13 protein-coding genes are annotated in these 18,099 nt (G+C 45.7%); 6 read left to right on the top strand and 7 right to left on the bottom strand.

Annotated features, from left to right (window positions below; translation table 11 throughout):
• Window positions 1-6: 6 nt before the first annotated feature.
• From smc to BBC0178_RS03655, 5 genes are all read right to left on the bottom strand, one after another.
• On the bottom strand, window positions 7-3,465 hold the full coding sequence (gene smc, locus BBC0178_RS03675) for a chromosome segregation protein SMC (RefSeq protein WP_078039251.1): 3,459 nt from the start codon (window positions 3,463-3,465) through the stop codon (window positions 7-9).
• Between the two features lie 68 nt (window positions 3,466-3,533).
• Window positions 3,534-4,226: a DsbA family protein gene (locus BBC0178_RS03670; protein WP_078039250.1), complete on the bottom strand. Its 693-nt coding sequence runs from the start codon at window positions 4,224-4,226 to the stop codon at window positions 3,534-3,536.
• 100 nt (window positions 4,227-4,326) lie between these two features.
• Complete coding sequence (locus BBC0178_RS03665) at window positions 4,327-4,848, bottom strand: DUF721 domain-containing protein (RefSeq protein WP_078039249.1); 522 nt, start codon at window positions 4,846-4,848, stop codon at window positions 4,327-4,329.
• Window positions 4,848-5,822 (bottom strand): SDR family NAD(P)-dependent oxidoreductase, encoded by a 975-nt coding sequence (locus tag BBC0178_RS03660; RefSeq protein ID WP_078039248.1) that lies wholly within the window; start codon window positions 5,820-5,822, stop codon window positions 4,848-4,850. Before BBC0178_RS03660 ends, BBC0178_RS03665 begins: the two co-directional genes overlap by 1 nt.
• A complete protein-coding gene (locus tag BBC0178_RS03655) occupies window positions 5,819-6,586 on the bottom strand; it encodes a glycosyltransferase family 25 protein (protein WP_078039247.1) in 768 nt (255 codons plus the stop codon). The genes BBC0178_RS03660 and BBC0178_RS03655 overlap by 4 nt, the downstream gene beginning before the upstream one ends.
• 638 nt (window positions 6,587-7,224) lie before the next feature.
• Here BBC0178_RS03655 and mutY point away from each other — a divergent pair.
• The gene (mutY, locus tag BBC0178_RS03650; RefSeq protein ID WP_078039246.1) at window positions 7,225-8,331 is read left to right on the top strand and encodes an A/G-specific adenine glycosylase; all 1,107 of its coding nucleotides are present in this window, start codon (window positions 7,225-7,227) and stop codon (window positions 8,329-8,331) included.
• 101 nt (window positions 8,332-8,432) lie between these two features.
• Here the strand turns inward: mutY and BBC0178_RS03645 are convergent, their stop codons facing one another.
• Complete coding sequence (locus BBC0178_RS03645) at window positions 8,433-9,566, bottom strand: site-specific DNA-methyltransferase (protein WP_078040344.1); 1,134 nt, start codon at window positions 9,564-9,566, stop codon at window positions 8,433-8,435.
• A 365-nt stretch (window positions 9,567-9,931) separates the two neighbouring features.
• On the opposite strand from BBC0178_RS03645, the gene BBC0178_RS03640 reads away from it, so the two are divergent.
• A complete protein-coding gene (locus BBC0178_RS03640; RefSeq protein WP_077970809.1) occupies window positions 9,932-10,624 on the top strand; it encodes an HAD family hydrolase in 693 nt (230 codons plus the stop codon).
• 289 nt (window positions 10,625-10,913) lie between these two features.
• On the opposite strand, the gene BBC0178_RS03635 is transcribed toward BBC0178_RS03640, so the two are convergent.
• Window positions 10,914-11,459 (bottom strand): hypothetical protein, encoded by a 546-nt coding sequence (locus tag BBC0178_RS03635; RefSeq protein WP_078039245.1) that lies wholly within the window; start codon window positions 11,457-11,459, stop codon window positions 10,914-10,916.
• Between the two features lie 189 nt (window positions 11,460-11,648).
• On the opposite strand from BBC0178_RS03635, the gene thrC reads away from it, so the two are divergent.
• The 4 genes from thrC to BBC0178_RS03615 all read left to right on the top strand — a co-directional run bounded on the left by thrC (window position 11,649) and on the right by BBC0178_RS03615 (window position 17,945).
• A complete protein-coding gene (gene thrC / locus BBC0178_RS03630; RefSeq protein ID WP_078039244.1) occupies window positions 11,649-13,046 on the top strand; it encodes a threonine synthase in 1,398 nt (465 codons plus the stop codon).
• A gap of 80 nt (window positions 13,047-13,126) precedes the next feature.
• Window positions 13,127-14,413, top strand: a complete 1,287-nt coding sequence (locus BBC0178_RS03625; RefSeq protein ID WP_078039243.1) for a M16 family metallopeptidase — start codon at window positions 13,127-13,129, stop codon at window positions 14,411-14,413.
• 22 nt (window positions 14,414-14,435) lie between these two features.
• Window positions 14,436-15,050 (top strand): GNAT family N-acetyltransferase, encoded by a 615-nt coding sequence (locus BBC0178_RS03620; protein WP_078039242.1) that lies wholly within the window; start codon window positions 14,436-14,438, stop codon window positions 15,048-15,050.
• Between the two features lie 12 nt (window positions 15,051-15,062).
• Window positions 15,063-17,945 carry an EAL domain-containing protein gene (locus tag BBC0178_RS03615; RefSeq protein WP_418214908.1) on the top strand — a complete coding sequence of 961 codons (2,883 nt, stop codon included), beginning with the start codon at window positions 15,063-15,065 and terminating at the stop codon, window positions 17,943-17,945.
• Window positions 17,946-18,099: the final 154 nt, after the last annotated feature.

Genomic DNA, 18,099 nt, shown 5'->3' with positions numbered 1-18,099 from the left:
AGAATATTAACTGACATCACGCATTTTTTCTGCAGTTTGCAAATCAACCGATACGAGCTGCGAAACCCCCTGCTCGCCCATTGTCACGCCGAACAGACGATTCATCCGCGCCATAGTAATCGGGTTATGGGTGATAACGACAAAACGCGTTTCAGTCGATTTCGCCATTTCCTCCATCAAATTGCAATAACGTTCGACATTGTGATCGTCGAGCGGTGCATCAACCTCGTCAAGGACACAAATCGGTGCAGGACTGGTCAGAAATACAGCAAAAATCAAAGCCATAGCCGTCAAGGCTTGTTCGCCGCCGGACAATAATGTCATGGTTTGCGGTTTTTTCCCCGGAGGTCGTGCCAAAATCTCGACGCCGGCATCCAGAGGGTCATCCGACTCAATCAGTTGCAGCTCGGCAGTACCACCGCCAAAAAGATGGTGATAGAGACGCTGGAACTCTTCATTCACTCTGGTAAAGGCCGAAAGCAGGCGTTCCCGTCCTTCGCGATTGAGATTGACAATTGCAAGGCGTAACTTTTTGATTGCTTCAATCACATCGTCGCGTTCATCGGTAATTGAATCGAATCGCGAACGCAGCTCTTTTTCTTCCTCGTCGGCACGTAGATTGACTGCTCCCAACCGTTCGCGTTCGATACGCAATCGCTCGAGTTTATGGTCAAGCGTTTCAATGTCGGGCATTTCTCCTTCCAGAGAAAACCCAGCGAGACGCAGCGTTTCATGTGGTGGGCAGTTCAAAGCTTCGCTAATTCTTGCTTCAATATCTTTGCGGCGATCGACCGCCGCATTAAGCCGCTCTTCGGCGCGTGCACGTTCCTCGCGGCTTGTAGACAATTTGACAAAGGCTTCCGAAGTTTGTTTATCAAGCGTTGTCTGGATCGCCTCCGCCTCGGCCAAGCGATCCATGATCTCATGTCCGTCCTGTTCTGTTTTAGCAATCACATCAAGCAGTTTTTGGCGCTTTTCCTCTATTCCTTCCGGCGTCTCGGCCAATTGTTCAACTTCAACTATTGCTTCTTCGCGACGGGCTTTTAGAGACTTTATCTGATTTTTTGCGTTTTCGATGCGGTTCTGCCAATTTTTCCGTTCAGAACCGATAACTTCAAGCCTGCGTATACGAGCACTAGCGTTCTGCTTCCAATTTTGAAGTTTAGCCAATGCTTCCGAAACCATTTTCCGCTCGGAAGAAATTTTTTCTGAAAAAATTTTCAGTTTTTCTTCAATAGAGGAGATATCGGGCAATTTCTCTTGTTCGCTCGAAACAGCTTCAAGTTTTCTGGCGTTCTCGGCTTTCTCCTGTCCAAGATTTAAAGCATTCTCTTCCAGCGCAGAAAGACGCAAACGATGTTCGGAATGTTCGCGTTCAATTCTCGTATAGAGCTGTCGGGCTTCCTCACATTTGTCACGGGACGAGCGTAATTTTGCCCGTATTTCACGTTCATAGAGCTGTGCATCTCCTGCTTTCTTTGACAATTCAGCGAGTTTTTCTTCCGCTTTGCCCAATGCTGTTTTTGCCTCATTGACGAGATGTGACAAAACTTGAAGCCGATTTTTTTGAGCCAGACGTTGCGCACTTGCTGTCGGCGCATCGGCTCGTGCTCTTAAGCCGTCCCAACGCCAGACGGCTCCATGGCGGCTTACCAGTTTTTGTCCGACTTTTAATTCCGGCTGTAGCCGTTCGCCTTCTTCCTCGTCTACAACACCGATCTGGGCAAGTGCTTCAGTCAGTTCCTCCGGAGCTTTTACAAAATCGGCCAATGGCTTGACACCATTTGGAAGAGCGGGACGATCATATTTGCCTTTATAACCGCTCCAGAAAAGCGGAGCGCCCTCGTCGAGTGATCCTTCAAGGTCATCACCCAAAGCTGCCCCCAGTGCAACTTCCAAACCGTCGTCTACAGTAATTTCATCAACCACTGGCGGAAATTCTCCGCTGATCGAGCTATTCAGGAGCTGTTCGAGAGTACGTGCTTCCGTTGTGAGGGCATTTAATTGATCGCGACAATCCGAAACCGCAGGACGGGCAGCATTTTCTTCTTCCCGCGCTTTTTCAGTATCAAGTTCGCATGTCTGTAGCAGTTCTTCATTTTCTGCAAGTTGCGCTTCTGCTTCAGTCAATGCAGCTTGAGCCGCACCGATCTTATCTGCAGAATCAAGATCTGCCTTCAAAATTTCGATCTGCTGTTTGACCTCGGCTATCGTTTCGTCAAGCCGCTCGCCGCGTTTCGTAAAGTCGGCGATCTGGTCAAGAATTCTTGCTTTTTCAGCCCTCGCCTCTGCCAGAATTTTGGTGAGTTCGCCTGCCTCGGCTTCACTATTATTCAACCGGCTTTGTTGCTCTTCATAAAGAACATTAAGCTCTATTTCGGTTTCCTGCTGGTTTTCCGCCTCAAGCTTCAACGTCTCTTCCTCGTCAACCAGCCTTTCCAGACTTTGTTCATTATCTTTTGCAAGCTGTTCTTCGCGAGCAATGTCGGAGTCAAGCTGTTCAAGCCGACGCATCAAATCCAATTGCCGTTGACGATTACGATTTTTCTCCTCATCAAGTTGTTTCAGTTCAAGACTCAATCTTTGATGAGCAGCAGAGGCTCTGGCTGCTTCCTCTCGCAAGGGAGGAAGTTTATTTTTGCTTTCTTCCTGTGCTTTTTCGGCACGCATATGTGCCTGAGCTTTTTCTGCGACAAGCATAGTCGCACGATTGAGTATCGTTGTCGCTTCGACTTCTTGCGTTTTATTTTCAGACCAGCGCAAATAGAAAAGCCCCGCTTCGGCCTGCCTGATTTCTGCCGAAAGAGCTTTGAAGCGATTTGCCTGCCGTGACTGGCGCTTCAAACTTTCAATCCGCGATGAAAGATCTCCTACAACATCTTCAAGTCTATCAAGATTGCCTTCTGCCGCTTTCAGACGTAATTCTGCTTCATGACGGCGCGAATGAAGCCCCGAAATGCCTGCCGCTTCTTCCAATAAAGCACGGCGTGCCTGAGGTTTTGCCTGTATAAGCTCGCCAATACGCCCCTGACCGACCATGGAAGGAGAACGCGCTCCCGTTGACTGGTCAGCAAACAATAATTGGACATCTTTCGCCCGCACTTCTTTCCCATTGATCCGATATACCGAACCTGAATCTCTCTCGATGCGGCGAGAAACCTGTAATTCATCTGCATCATTAAAAGCCGCAGGAGCGCTGCGATCGGAGTTATCAAGAAACAGTGTGACTTCAGCAAAATTACGGGGTGGGCGTGTTGCAGAACCGGAAAAAATCACGTCATCCATGCCGGAAGCACGCATGTTTTTGTATGAATTCTCTCCCATGACCCAGCGAAGAGATTCAACAAGGTTCGATTTTCCACATCCGTTAGGGCCGACGACACCTGTTAGCCCACGTTCTATCACGAATTCCTGGGCTTCAACAAAGGATTTAAAACCGACCAGTCGCAGTTTCGTAAACTGCATAAACCTACCTACGAATTAGAAAAAAGGATGCAGCTCATCTTCTGCACCCTTTTTATGACATATTTTTCTTATTTTAGAAAACTATCTATCACAGAAGACATCTCGTCCACAGACAATGCGCCTTCATACTTCTTGCCATTGATAAAAAATGTCGGTGTCGAAGTAACGCCGAATTCTTTTCCACGTTCGAAAGAGCTTTTCACTTCATCCAGAACCGACTGGTTTTTCAAACAGGCTTCTACGCCATTTTCGTCAAGTCCTGCCATGGCTGCAATTTTTTTCAAAGGAGGCAATGCATCATCGGCGGCAGCCCATTCCATTTGCCGTTCAAAAAGAACCTGTATCATCGGGAAATAACGGTCTTCCGGAACACAGCGCGCGAGCATATAGCCTGCTTGTGCCCTTGCATCATAAGCAAATTCCCGGAATACCAAACGTGCCTTGCCGGTTTTAATGTATTTATCACGGATGGATGGCAGCGTTTCATTAAAGAAAGCAGCACAATGGCCGCAAGTAACAGAAGCATATTCCACAATTGTTACCGGCGCGTCAGCATTACCTTCTACCATTTCTTTGCCTTTGCCCGGTTCCAGCAGTTTTGTCATATCAACTGTACCGTTAGACTTGACCTCGACTGTTTTGGTTTCGGCAGGTTTATTATCCGCGCCAAAAGAAGGCAAAATAGCAAAACAGGTCGTTGCAGCCAACCCGAAAGCGGCGGCAAAACAACGGAGACGTCGACTGTTTTTCGTATTAAGCATAATATTACCTTTTCTTTTTATTTCGTTCAAACTTGAAACTCGCTATTTAGAAGGCAAGCTTTATTATTTTTATAAGTCATAGACCAATAATTGTCTTGAGCTAATTATTAAATTTTTTGTCACGAACAGAATGTTTCTGTGCGAAAATAGATAGCCCCAAATCTTTCAAAGAATTGCGCAGAGCATCACTTTCTATCCGGCAGGTAAGTTCGTCAATCCGCTTGCGATCATTGTCGTCGACCGGAAGAGGCCCTGAGCGGACGACTTCCTCTTTTTCAATCATATGTTGTTCTATTTTTATACGATTGATTGCAACAAAACCAAAAAATGCATTTATCCGCTGAAGAACCTCATTTGTTTCATGGGTTAAAATCATCGCCGCGTAAGCTTCGCAACCGACAACAAGAGTTGCCGGTTTAAATGGATCGTCGATGCTGGCGCGCCGTGCCCATATGATTTTCAAAGGCATTGTGCTATCAGCGATATCCTCGCCGACAAGGAGTGGCCAATTTGTCATAAGTTCAAGGCTTAGACCCGTTTTTTTACGTAAAATTGGATCAAGCAATTTTGAACTTGTTTCAGCAAGTGAAGAAAAATGTCGTTTTTTCGGTTTCCACCCCATTATTTGCCCTGATAATGTTTAAACCATTGAACGAAGCTTGCCATGCCTTGCCTGATCGACACTGTCGGATGAAAATCCAAATCCCTTTCAGCCCGTGAAATATCCGCATAGGTTTTTTCAACATCCGCTGGCGGCATAGGACAAAGTTCGGTAAGCGCTTTTTTTCCTGTTGCCTGTTCAATAGCTGCAACAAATTCCAATAGTTGAACCGGTTGGTTATTGCCAAGATTGTAGATATCGGCCACTTTTTCCGGTTCATTTATAATTTTTTGTACCACAGACATAACGCCGCGCACAATATCGTCAATAAAGGTAAAATCACGTTGCATTTTACCGTAGTTAAAAAGTTTTATCGGACGGCCAGCCAGAATAGCGTCTGTAAAAAGCCAAGGGGCCATATCGGGTCTCCCCCAAGGGCCATAGACGGTAAAAAATCTTAATCCGGTTGTTTTGAGGTTGTGAACATGGGCATAGGAGCGTGCAAGCAACTCGCCAGCCCTTTTTGTTGCAGCATAAACCGAAACCGGATCATCCACTCTGTCTTCTTCGGAAAAAGGTATCTTTCTGTTAGCACCATATACAGATGACGAGCTTGCATAAACAACCGGCGGACAGGACTCAAACTTCAACGCCTGTTCGAAGATTCTGACTTCACCTTCGACATTCGCACTTACATATGCAGAAGGATTTTCTATGGAGTAACGCACCCCTGCCTGTGCTGCCAAATGAACAATAACGTCTACATTTTTTTCATTGCCGATAGCCCGCTCGACTTGTTCTTTATTGGCTATGTCGGCCAGAACAAAACGAAATGATGAATTGTTGTTTATCTCCTCAAGACGTGCTTTTTTGAGCGAGACAGAATAATAATTGTTCAGATTATCGACCCCGACAACCTCGAAACCTTGCTTCAAGAGTTCTTTTGTCGTTGCAAAACCAATAAAACCGGCTGCACCTGTGACAATTGCTTTCATTTTTTCACCCTATCTTGAAGTTTCAAACCGGAAGGCTGAAGCCCATAAATGATACGACGGATATAATCCGATATCCGGAAAAACAGGGTTCCAATCCGTTTCCATTTCGGTAACTGCATTTTATGATAGGATTTTCTTCCCTCCACGATTGTCGAATGATCGATATGAAAAAATTTTACGATATTCTTGTTCGTCGAGAAAGCTTTGTACCCGCTCCAACCGCGTTCAAGCGCTACATCGTAAGGAAGACGCATCGGCGTCAGTTTATCAAGAAGCTTCTTCGCCCCCTCGCGGGTTACCATATAGGCTGCGGAGCTACCCAACGGGCCATGTAAATATCGGCCGATAGACACTTCATCGGTGATATCCATCATTTTACGAAAAATCCGGTTACGATGATTGGCAAATTTTATGACATCCCACCCGTCAACTTCAGAGAGCTTTTCGATAAGTTTGTTAAAGTCCTGATTAAATCCGACATCATCCTCTACAATGACAGCATAAGGAGACTGGCCATTTGCAATAACAGACAGTGCTTGAAGATGACTTAAATAGCACCCGGCTTCTCCGGGAAGAATATTCTTCCCGTGGCAACGCTGAAACCTTTTAACATCAATTTCCGGCATATTCTGAAAATTGATCTTGCTGCCATCAACCGCCGGTATACGATGATAATCGAGCCCCGCCGCTTCGGCAGATTGTGCAACTTTATTGAAGCGTTCTTTCGAGCGATCAAGATTGATAATATAAACGGGAATATTCACGGTGCCCTCGACAATGAATTTACGAAAACGGGTTCAAACGGACACAGCGCCATTCTCGACCTTGGCTTTAAAAAGCGGCTTCCAAATTAACCGTTAGCAGCTCCGATGTAAACAATTTTGATTGCCTGACCTTGGTTCGGAAATATCTTATAGGCATTCATATATTAATCGTGGAACCAATATAAAAAATCTCTTTTTATCAAGAATTATCTATTTCAAACGATATCCTAGCAAAGAGAACGCATTTATCAGATAGGCGTTATTTGTTGTTTTTCGTGGTTTTAAGAAACTTTTTCGGGCGTTTTAACAGTTTATCAGTCACCGAAGGGTCCTAGCCTCATACTCCTTAACAATCTAAAAGGTTGCTTTGGAATATCCACCTAACACTCCTGCGACCACCGCTCCATTTGTCGGGTAATTATGAATTTCTAAGGATATATTTTTTAAAAGATTCCCGCTAACGTCAAAGTCGATATGTTTGATTGTTTTATTGGGCTGTTTCGTCAGACGTCTGCCACAACCTGATGTCACCAAAATGCTTTATTTTTCTCACATAGGAAGGATCAAAACGGAGAACTCGGCATTAGCCTGCTACCTTTTCTTTTGATTTTTTAGATAAATTATGGTTGGAGAAATACATGACAGATTTTTCCGACAAGCTACTTTTCTGGTATGATCACTATCATAGAACATTACCATGGCGAATTGCTCCGGCTGATCTTTTGAACGGTGAAAAACCTGATCCTTATCGGGTTTGGCTCTCGGAAGTGATGTTGCAACAAACCACCGTCGAAGCTGTAAAACCGTATTTCAAGAAGTTTGTCACCAAATGGCCTGATGTTTTTAGTCTTGCGAAAGCCGATCTTGAAGATGTGCTGAAAGCATGGGCCGGCCTAGGTTACTATTCGCGTGCAAGAAACCTTAAACAATGTGCTAACCAGGTTGCAAGCGACTATGATGGCGTATTCCCGTGTTCGCTCGAAAAGTTGAAAAAACTTCCCGGAATTGGCGATTATACAGCGGCAGCTATTCTTTCTATCGCCTATAATCAGCCGGCTGCCGTCGTTGACGGCAATGTCGAACGGATTGTTGCCCGCCTGTTCGCCATTGAGGAGCCATTGCCGCAGGCAAAAGCAATTATAAAAAACAAGACGCAAGATCTGACACCATCTACACGTTGTGGAGATTTTGCACAGAGCATGATGGATTTAGGTGCATCAATCTGTACTCCGCGTGAACCAAAATGCATGATTTGCCCTGTTGATAGCCTTTGCAAGGCGAAGAAAATAGCAAGGCCCGAAGCATTTCCTGTCAAACCGCCAAAGATAAAGAGGCCACAACGTCATGGCGTTGCTTTTATAGCATTAAGCAGAAATGATGAAATCTATCTGGAGAAACGGCATAGTTCAGGGCTGCTTGGTGGAATGACACAAATTCCCAATCAGTTCGGCGATCAACAAACTTATTCTGTTGCTGACGCCCCGTTTAGCGAAAAATGGTTATTCAAAGGACAGGCTCATCATATTTTTACCCATTTTTCTCTCACGCTTGATGTTTATTTGGCAGAAAATGTCGAAAAAACACGAGCCGGAAACGGTTGGTGGTGCCGGTTAGATCAGCTCGACAATGAAGCATTGCCAACGGTCATGAAAAAAGCAATTGCTGTTGCCTTTCCGGAAATTTTTAAATCGAAAACAAGAAAAAATCGGACACCACAAAAACACGCATTGCAATTTTCAAAATAAATAAAATTCAAAAATACGCGCAAAAATAAAAAGGCGGCGCAATTCATGCGCACGCCTTTTGTATAAGACCGGAGACTGGAGGTTATCCGGCCATTTGAAGTTTAAACGCCATGCTTGGCCATTTGTTCCCGAATAGTTAAACGCAGTTCGTCTATCAAAACGAGCTGACCATTTTTTTCAAAATACCAGAACGTCCACCCATTGCAGCTTGCGCTGTTTTGCACCTTTCGTCCCATCATATGGATCGAACCGGCTTCACCATCAACCACGACAGTTCCATCTGCACGGACAATGGCTGTATGCTCACGTTTTTTGTCATAAAGAACGCTGCCCGGTTTCAATAATCCTGCTTCAAGCAGGCTTACAAAGGCGACACGGGGTTCCGACCGTTTCCCCGAGATCATTGCAAGTTCAGGCTTTTCTAACGGTTCGACCGCAGCAATTCTTTCCAAAGCCGCATCAATATAGGATTGTTCACGCTCGATACCCACAAAATCGCGGCCAAGGCGCCTTGCAACCGCGCCGGTCGTGCCCGACCCGAAAAACGGATCCAGAATAACGTCGCCCGGTTTTGTCGACGACATGATGATACGGGAAAGCAAAGCTTCCGGTTTCTGTGTAGGATGAATTTTATGGCCGTTTTCGTCCTTCAAGCGTTCAGCTCCGGTACAGATCGGAAAGAGCCAATCAGAACGCATCTGCACGTCATCATTGGCTGCTTTCATCGCTTCGTAATTGAAGGTGTATTTTTTTGCATTCTGGTCGCGCGATGCCCAGATCAATGTTTCATGCGCATTCTGAAACCGGCGTCCTCTGAAGTTCGGCATCGGGTTGGTCTTACGCCAGATAATATCGTTGAGCATCCAGAAACCGAGATCTTGCAAGGCTGTACCAACGCGAAAAATATTATGATAGGAGCCAATCACCCAGATTGTGCCATTCGGCTTCAATACTCTGCGGCAGGCAAGAAGCCACGCACGGGTGAAAGCATCATAGGCTGCAAAGCTCTCGAACTGGTCCCAATCATCATCCACAGCATCCACCAATGATTGATCGGGACGATGAAGTGTATTTGCAAGTTGTAGATTATAGGGAGGATCGGCAAAAATTACATCAACCGATTGACTGGGCAATTTATTGAGCGCTGCGACGCAGTCACCCTTTAAAATCTGGTTACGCCATACTTCTTCAGGAGAAGACTGAACGAGATCTTTTACAAGACGGACAACACTCATAGGATACTCGGCTACAAATACTCGAAACACATAAACTTCCGTGACCAAACGAATCACGGTTTCAACAAGCATAAATTGGCGAAATAGGGTAAATATCGGGTTAAAGACCTCAGGTTTTAAAAACGGTTATTGTCACAATATAAAATTCTACAAAGAGCGGACCGGAATTCGAGCCACACATCCGGAAAGACAACTGGTAAACTCAAAACTTTTATCAATCGAATTACCAAAACCAGAATTTTTCAAAGCTGATAAGCCGGAAAAACAAAATAGAAATCGACGCTAATTTTTCAGCTATTGCCAATGCCCGACCGAAACGTCTAAAAGATCGGAACTTGTTATGACACATTACGGGATAAAAGCTGATGCCGCAGATAGATCTTGTTATTTTTGATTGTGATGGAGTCCTTGTTGATTCGGAATATCTGGCGGCCCAGATTGAATCGCAATTATTGGCAGAAGCAGGCGTTGAAATAACACCGGAGGAAATATCGGAACGTTATGCAGGACTTATTTTTCTCGATATTCTCAAAGAAATTGAAAAACATTCGGATGTTCCCCTGTCCGTCGGTCTGATTGAACAGGTTCCCGAACTTTTCAAAAAGCGCATGCAAGATGAATTACTCGGCATTGATGGTGCACGAGAGGCTGTCGAAGCTGTTGCCAAACTCTATCCTTATTGTATCTGCTCGAATTCGCGATCAGAAGACATTAAGCGCATGCTTACTATTACCGGTCTCTACGATCTTTTTGAAAACAAGATTTTTTCTGCACCCGAAGTTGGAACGAAAAAGGTAAAGCCGGCTCCCGATGTCTATCTTTATGCGGCAAAAAAAATGCACGCAAAGCCCGAAAATACAATTGTTATCGAAGATTCGGTTCACGGCGTTCGAGGTGCCGTCAAAGCCGGAATGCGTGTTGTGGGCTTTACCGGCGGCTCCCACGCCTATCACGGCCTTGCCGATGTTTTAACCGAAGCGGGAGCTGAAACAGTCATTGCACATCACGTGGATCTGCCTGCCGTACTCAAAGCTTTGTCCGAGTGGAAAGATATATGAGCTACCGCCTTTGACGGCCACAATGGCTAAGCCGGAATGGTTCTTTTACAATATCCGAAATCAGCATTTTGAACGTGCCAATATGACGATTTCTGAAAGTGCCATTTCATCTATCAGGAAATCTTTCGCCGCTTAAAAGATAATCCGGTCAAAAAAGTTTAAACGCGAAAAACCTTATAAAAACACCGGAAGCGTTATAGTCTTCCGGTGTTTTCTGACTTCGGGCAGTTTATAAGTTGCAATGAAGTACCGTTTTTTCTGGAACATTCCCCGCATTTCTTGCAAGCAACTACTTTTTCTGATCTCTGTCATATCCGACAAAAATCCGGATATTTTTTGCTGTCGGTTTTGGAAATGAAATTTGATCATCCGAAAAGATGAATTGTGTCGCATCAACCCCGTTGCTGATTTCAACAGGATAGTTACGCAATTTCGAATAGATTACAGAATCGCCTTGCATTACTGTGACCCGGATCGGGAGTGACACGGTGCCTTTTTTAAACATCGGGCCAGGCACCACCCGCCCCGAGGCTGCAACTGTCATAGATAAAGTTGTGTCCGTGGTGTTACATGTTCTGGTCACGTCTCTTATAGCAGCCTGATACATGACTTTATTGGCGTCCCCCTCCCCGCCACGTTCATAAACATCATAAAACGCCGTATTGTCGCGCATGAGAACGATGGGGCAATAGGCGCGCAATTGTGCTTCGGTAATTTTTGGCTCGGGCGGCACATTGTCAACTTTCTTATGGATAAAGCATCCCGAAAGAAGTGACGAAGCAGCAATCATAAGGCCAAAGCCGAATGAAAAACGATAAATCGAATTTTTATCCATGAAGTGGACTTTCCTCAACTAGTAAACCTGGTCTATATCAGCGTTTGAAAAGAGTGATTTGTTGTTGTCTCGCTTTTTATATATTTTGGCAAGTCTGGTAAAATAGAGGACCTTTTCAATCCCGTAAAGGTTGTAAAATAGCGCGATAGCAAACAATTTACGTTTGTTGATAAGCCGAGGAGTATTTGAATGAAATATATCAGCACGAGAGCCAATGCGCCGGTACTCGGCTTTTCCGATACAGTTATGACCGGTCTCGCGCGTGACGGCGGGCTTTATTTGCCTGAAACTTATCCGCATTTTTCACCGTCTTCGTTAAAAGCTTTGCGGGGGAAATCCTATGCAACAATTGCCAAGACCCTTCTTTGGCCATTTGTAGAAGGAGATATCGAGCGCAACGATTTCGATTCCATGGTTGACGAAGCCTATCAGACATTCCGTCATCCTGCAGTTTGTCCCCTTGTCCAGACCAATACAAATGAATTCATACTTGAACTCTTTCATGGCCGCACCTTGGCATTCAAAGATGTTGCAATGCAATTGCTTGGCCGATTGATGGATCATATACTAAACCGGCAGAACAAGCGGGCAACAATTATCGGTGCAACATCGGGTGATACCGGCGGAGCTGCAATTGAAGCCTTTGCCGGACGCGAGCGCTGCGATATTTTTATTCTTTTTCCGAAAGGTCATGTATCGCCGGTGCAACAACGCCAGATGACAACCAATAAAAATGCCAATGTCCATGCACTGGCTATTGAAGGGAACTTCGATGATTGTCAGGCATTGGTAAAAGCAATGTTCAACGACCATGCCTTCCGCGATAAAACGGCTCTTTCCGGCGTCAATTCGATCAATTGGGCGCGCATCATGGCGCAAATTGTCTATTACTTTACTTCGGCAATTTCACTCGGTGCTCCTGACAGAGCGATTTCGTTTACTGTTCCTACCGGTAATTTCGGCGATATTTTTGCAGCCTTTGTTGCTTCCCGTATGGGGCTTCCCATTGCCCATCTCGTCATTGCAACAAACGACAATGATATTCTGGTGCGTACACTTGCAACAGGTGTCTACAAAATTCACTCGTTAAAACATACCACCTCTCCATCGATGGATATTCAGGTTTCCTCCAATTTCGAACGGTTGTTATTTGAAGCTTCCGGGCGCGATGCTGTATCAATCCGCAATGCTATGGAAAGTTTGAAACAGTCCGGCGAATTTAGGATTGATCAAAGTGTACTTCAAAAAATACGCACCCTCTTTTCGGCTGGTCGCTCTACTGAAACAGAAACCGCCCATATGATCGACCAACTTTATAAGGAAAGCCATTATCTTGCCGACCCGCATACAGCCATAGCTATCAAAGTTGCGCGTGAACATTTGGAAGAAACCATTCCTATGGTGGTTCTTTCTACCGCTCATCCGGCAAAATTTCCCGATGCGGTGAAGGCATCGTGCGGCATAACGCCGAAACTTCCTCATTGGCTCGACGGACTGATGGAAAGACCCGAGCACTATGAAACACTCAAGAATGATGAAAAAATAGTGAAAGATTATATTGGCAGCAAGTCACGCGCCTGCCATTAACCCTGTTCATTTTTTCTAAAAGACAGACAACGCATAATGTGGTTTTTTATTAAAGTTTTGAATGAAGGAGTTTCACACGTATGTGTGTAGAAATCAGCCGACTTGGCAATGGTTTGACAATCGTCACGCATACCATGCCCCAGATCGAGAGTGTTGCACTCGGCATCTGGGTAAAATCCGGCTCTCGTAACGAAACATATGACGAGCATGGCGTTGCCCATATGCTCGAACATATGGCCTTCAAAGGCACTGCAAATCGCTCTGCCTATGAAATTGCTGCCGAGATCGAGGATGTAGGCGGAGAAATCAATGCGGCAACAAGCGTTGAAACCACAGCATATTATGCACGTGTACTGAAAAATGACGTACCCCTTGCTGTTGATATTCTTGCCGACATTATCACTTCACCGAAATTCGACGAAGGTGAGCTTGAACGCGAAAAACAGGTTGTTTTGCAAGAAATCGGTGCTGCAAATGACATGCCCGAAGATATTGTGTTCGACCATTTTACCGAAACAGCATTCCGCCATCAAACAATAGGCAGACCTATTCTTGGCACGGCCCAATCCGTTCGTGCATTGACCTCCGATAATTTGCGGAATTTTATGAACGAGCATTATAGCGCCGACAGAATGATTTTTGTGGCAACAGGCGCCGTTGACCATCAGGCATTTGTAAAAGAAGTTGAAAAACGGCTTGGCAGTTATCGTGCCCATTCACCGGCTCCCCTTGCCGATCTTGCCAATTATGTTGGCGGTGATTTCCGTGAATATCGCAATCTCAAAGATGCGCAGGTGCTTTTGGGATTTGAAGGGCGTGCCTATCATATTCGTGATTATTACGCTTCCCAAATTCTATCCATCATTCTTGGTGGCGGGATGTCTTCACGTTTATTTCAGGAAGTGCGTGAAAAACGTGGGCTTTGTTATTCAATTTACGCTTTTCATTGGGGATTTTCGGATATAGGCCTATTCGGCGTTCATGCCGCTTCAAGTGAAGACGGCCTTAGCGACCTTATCCCCGTTATTCTGGACCAGCTTTATAAGGTCAGCGAAAAGATAGACCAGAAAGAACTTGATCGTGCACGAGAACAATATCGTGCCGGTCTCATTATGTCGCAAGAAAGTCCGTCAAGCCGGGCCGAAACGATTGCAAGGCAAATGTTGCTTTATGGTCGTCCTATTCCGGCATCCGAGACATTGGAGCGTCTGTCACTTTTGACTGTTGACAGATTGACCGATTTGGCTGAACGCTTATTTATTGATTCAAAACCGACATTGGCAGCAGTGGGGGCAATCGGGCCAATTATGAGTTATGGTGATCTTGTCGCGGCTCTATCCTCGGGAGCCGGACGGCGTCCTTATTAAGTTCGGCCAGAAAGGCAATGGCATGTTCAAAATGCCCTTCCGGCGACAGCCGCATAGACAACAGGAAAAAATCCACCTTCCGAATTTGAAGGCGGAACATATCTATCTGCGTTTTCCTATGCTCGATGATTATCAGGAATGGGCAACTTTGAGAACCGAAAGCCGTGCGTTTCTGGAACCGTGGGAACCACTTTGGCCGGCTGATGCCCATACGCTTATCCGTTATAAATCGCATCTTGACCGTTATATTGAAGGTCGCAAAAATGGCCAATTTTTTGTATTTTTCGTGTTTTTAAACGAAACAAACCATCTTATCGGCGGAATAAGCCTCGGAAACATTCGACGTGGGGTCGTACAATCAGGCGAGATCGGTTACTGGTGCGGAGAGAAATATTCGGGCCACGGTTTTATGCATGAAAGTTTGGAACTGATGATTGATTTTTCTTTTCAACAGCTCAAATTACATCGTCTGCAAGCTGCCTCTGTTCCGACAAATATACGTTCCATTGCTTTATTGGAGAAATGTGGTTTCGTCAGAGAGGGGCTGATGCGGGCTTATGTTAAAATTCACGGTGAATGGCAGGATCATTACCTCTATTCTTTGCTGGAAACCGAAAGACCAATAAAGTCAATTTGAAAGTGAGGCGTTGTGAAGATTATAGGCAAGACCGTATCTATTTTTATATTCTGGACACTGGGGATGATCGCCCTGTTGTGCCAGTCGGCATTGTCTGTTGAGCCCGTCAAAATATCTTCGCAAGATACGGCACTTGATTTATCCCGCGCTGTCGAAATCCACCACATCAAGGGAAACACTTTTCAAACATCAACGGCGGCCGGACCGGATGGTATTGTTCGGCGTATCGAAATGCAGGGTAATGGCGACCACGCAGAAAGTGACTGGGCGGTTTTTGCCATAGCCAACCCAACCGATGACCAGATTGACCGCCTCATTGTTACACCGCATTACCGGATGGCAGGATCCGGCCTGTTATGGCCCGATCTTGGTTCGGTGCGCATACAATCCATCACCCCGTCTGAAGGTTTTGCTCTTGATAGGCAATCCAGTCCTGATTCGGATGTTTTTAGAATTACCATCAATCCGGGGGCAGTTGTCACACTTGTTGCCGAACTCGGTTCATCAAAACTGCCACAGGTCTATTTGTGGGAACCGGAAGCGTATAAGGATACAATTAACTCTTATACGCTCTACCATGGTATATTGCTTGGCATCTCCGGACTTCTCGCCCTCCTCTTGAGTGTTCTTTTTGTGGTGCGGGGAACCGGCCTTTTTCCGGCAACAGCAGCAGTCGCCTGGGCAGTGCTTGCCTATATCGGCATAGATTTCAATTTTCTGAACAAATTATTCGTTATCTCGGCGCAAACCGAACCGATGTGGCGAGCGGCAACGGAAGTGGCACTGGCTGCATCTCTTTTTATCTTTCTCTTTACCTACCTCCACTTAAACCGCTGGCATTACCATTTCAGCTATGGTGCGGCGGCCTGGATAATCGCTTTATGCGCACTCGGAGCTTTCGCGGTCTATGACCCGACAAGAGCAGCCGGTATTGCCCGACTTTCCTTCGGACTGACCGCCCTACTCGGTATTGTTCTCATTGGCTATCTTTCTATCCGCGGCTATGACCGTGCCATTATGTTGATACCGACATGGCTTCTCATTATCTTTTGGCTTTGCGGAGCTTATGTGTGTGTAACCGGCAAGCTTGATAACGATATTGTTCAACCTGCACTTGCCGGCGGACTGGTTCTCATCGTTCTTCTTATTGCCTTTACGGTTATGCAACATGCGTTTTCTGGCGGCGCGTTCCATCAAGGCATATTTTCCGATCTTGAAAGGCAGGCTCTTGCGGTTATGGGAGCAGGTGACATTGTCTGGGACTGGGATGTGCGACGTGACCGTGTGGTCATCAATCCCGATCTTTCGATTTATCTCGGTTCCACTGCGGGTGAATTGAATGGAACAATCCGCAACTGGGTTGAAGCTTTGCACAGCGACGATCGGGATCGCTTTCGTGCGATACTCGATATGATTCTCGATACCCGCAAAGGCCGGATTGACCAAACATTGCGTTTGCGTTCCGGCGACGGACACTATTATTGGTTTGCATTAAGAGCCAGACCAGTCATCGGTTCTGACGGAGAAATTGTGCGGGTGGTGGGAACACTTGTCAATGTTACCGATCACAAGAAAGCGGAAGAAAGATTATTGCAAGACTCTGTCCATGATAATTTGACAGGTTTGCCCAATCAGCAGCTTTTCCTTGATCACCTGCAAACTTTTGTCAATCTCGCTGTTGCAGGTCGGCCGATCAGACCGACAGTATTCGTTATCGATTTTGACGGTTTTCGTAATATAAATTATCAGTTCGGCATGTCGGTCGGTGACACATTCCTGCTGACAATTGCGCGCCGTCTCGGGCGCCTGATTACACCCGAAGATACCCTTTCGCGCCTCTCGACAGATCGTTTTGCAATCGTACTGACAAGCCAGACCGATCCTGCCAAAATTGCAGCATTCGCCGACCAATTGCAAAGAACAGTTGCTGCTCCCATTATTTTTTCGGAACGCGAAGTCAAATTATCCGCATCTATCGGCCTCATCACATGGACCGAAGGCAATTCGAATGCCGAAGACATGTTGAGTGATGCAGAACTCGCGATGATTCACGCCAAAAAAGCCGGTGGCAATAAAATAGAACCCTTCCGTCCCAATTTCCGCACTTTGGGGCTTGAGCGTAACAGCATGAGCAATGATATTCGTTATGCGCTTCAACGCAACGAAATCAAAGTGCTTTACCATCCGGTTCTTGACCTCAACGACGGACAAATTGTCGGTTTTGAAGCGTTGATGGAATGGCACCACCCCCGCCATGGCAACTTGTCGGCTGTCGATTTCATTCACACGGCAGAAAGTGAGCAAGTCGTCATGCCGCTTGCGAAATTTGCTATGTCAACTGTTGTTGAAGATCTCGCTCATATTCAGGACCGTTTTCCGAAACAATCCTTCTTTATTTCAGTCAATATACCGAGCGCAGAGATGGTTCATCAGGAATTGATCAATGAATTGAAAGCAATTTTGATGCGCAATCCTGTCAACAAGGGACGCTTGATGATGGAAATGTCGGAATCCATTCTGATAGAAAATCCGGAGCAATCATCCAATCTTCTTGAAAAGATCAAGGCTCTCGGCATCGGACTTGCACTCGACAATTTCGGTACCGGTTATTCTTCTCTCGCTTTTCTCTTACGTTACCCCTTCGATATGATAAAACTCGATCGTTCACTTCTTGAAGTCGATAGTTCGAAGAAACGTCTGGTGTTGAAATCCATCATTACAATGGCCCATGATCTCGAGCTGAAAGTGATCGCCGAGGGGGTCGAAAAGGAAAACGAAGCCGTTATGTTGCGTGAAGAAGGCTGCGAATTTGTTCAAAGCAATGTATTTACCGAACCTGTGGGCGTTGAAGAGCTTATCACGCTGGTCACGAAACATCCGAAAGCCGGAATTTAAAGCTTGAATTATTGAAATACATGTTCACCATCATCTGGCCGGTCTGCCACAGCAAAAGGATAAAAAGCCGGTCAGCTTATCAGGATAGAGTGAGGTTATCGGGAGAGTATAATCGGCACAAAAAAATCAAATCCTATGGAGTGCCTCTCCGATT

This window comes from Ditibartonella apihabitans, assembly GCF_002007485.1.
GTDB lineage: Bacteria > Pseudomonadota > Alphaproteobacteria > Rhizobiales > Rhizobiaceae > Bartonella > Bartonella apihabitans.
This window is presented reverse-complemented; position numbering and strand designations above follow the sequence as displayed.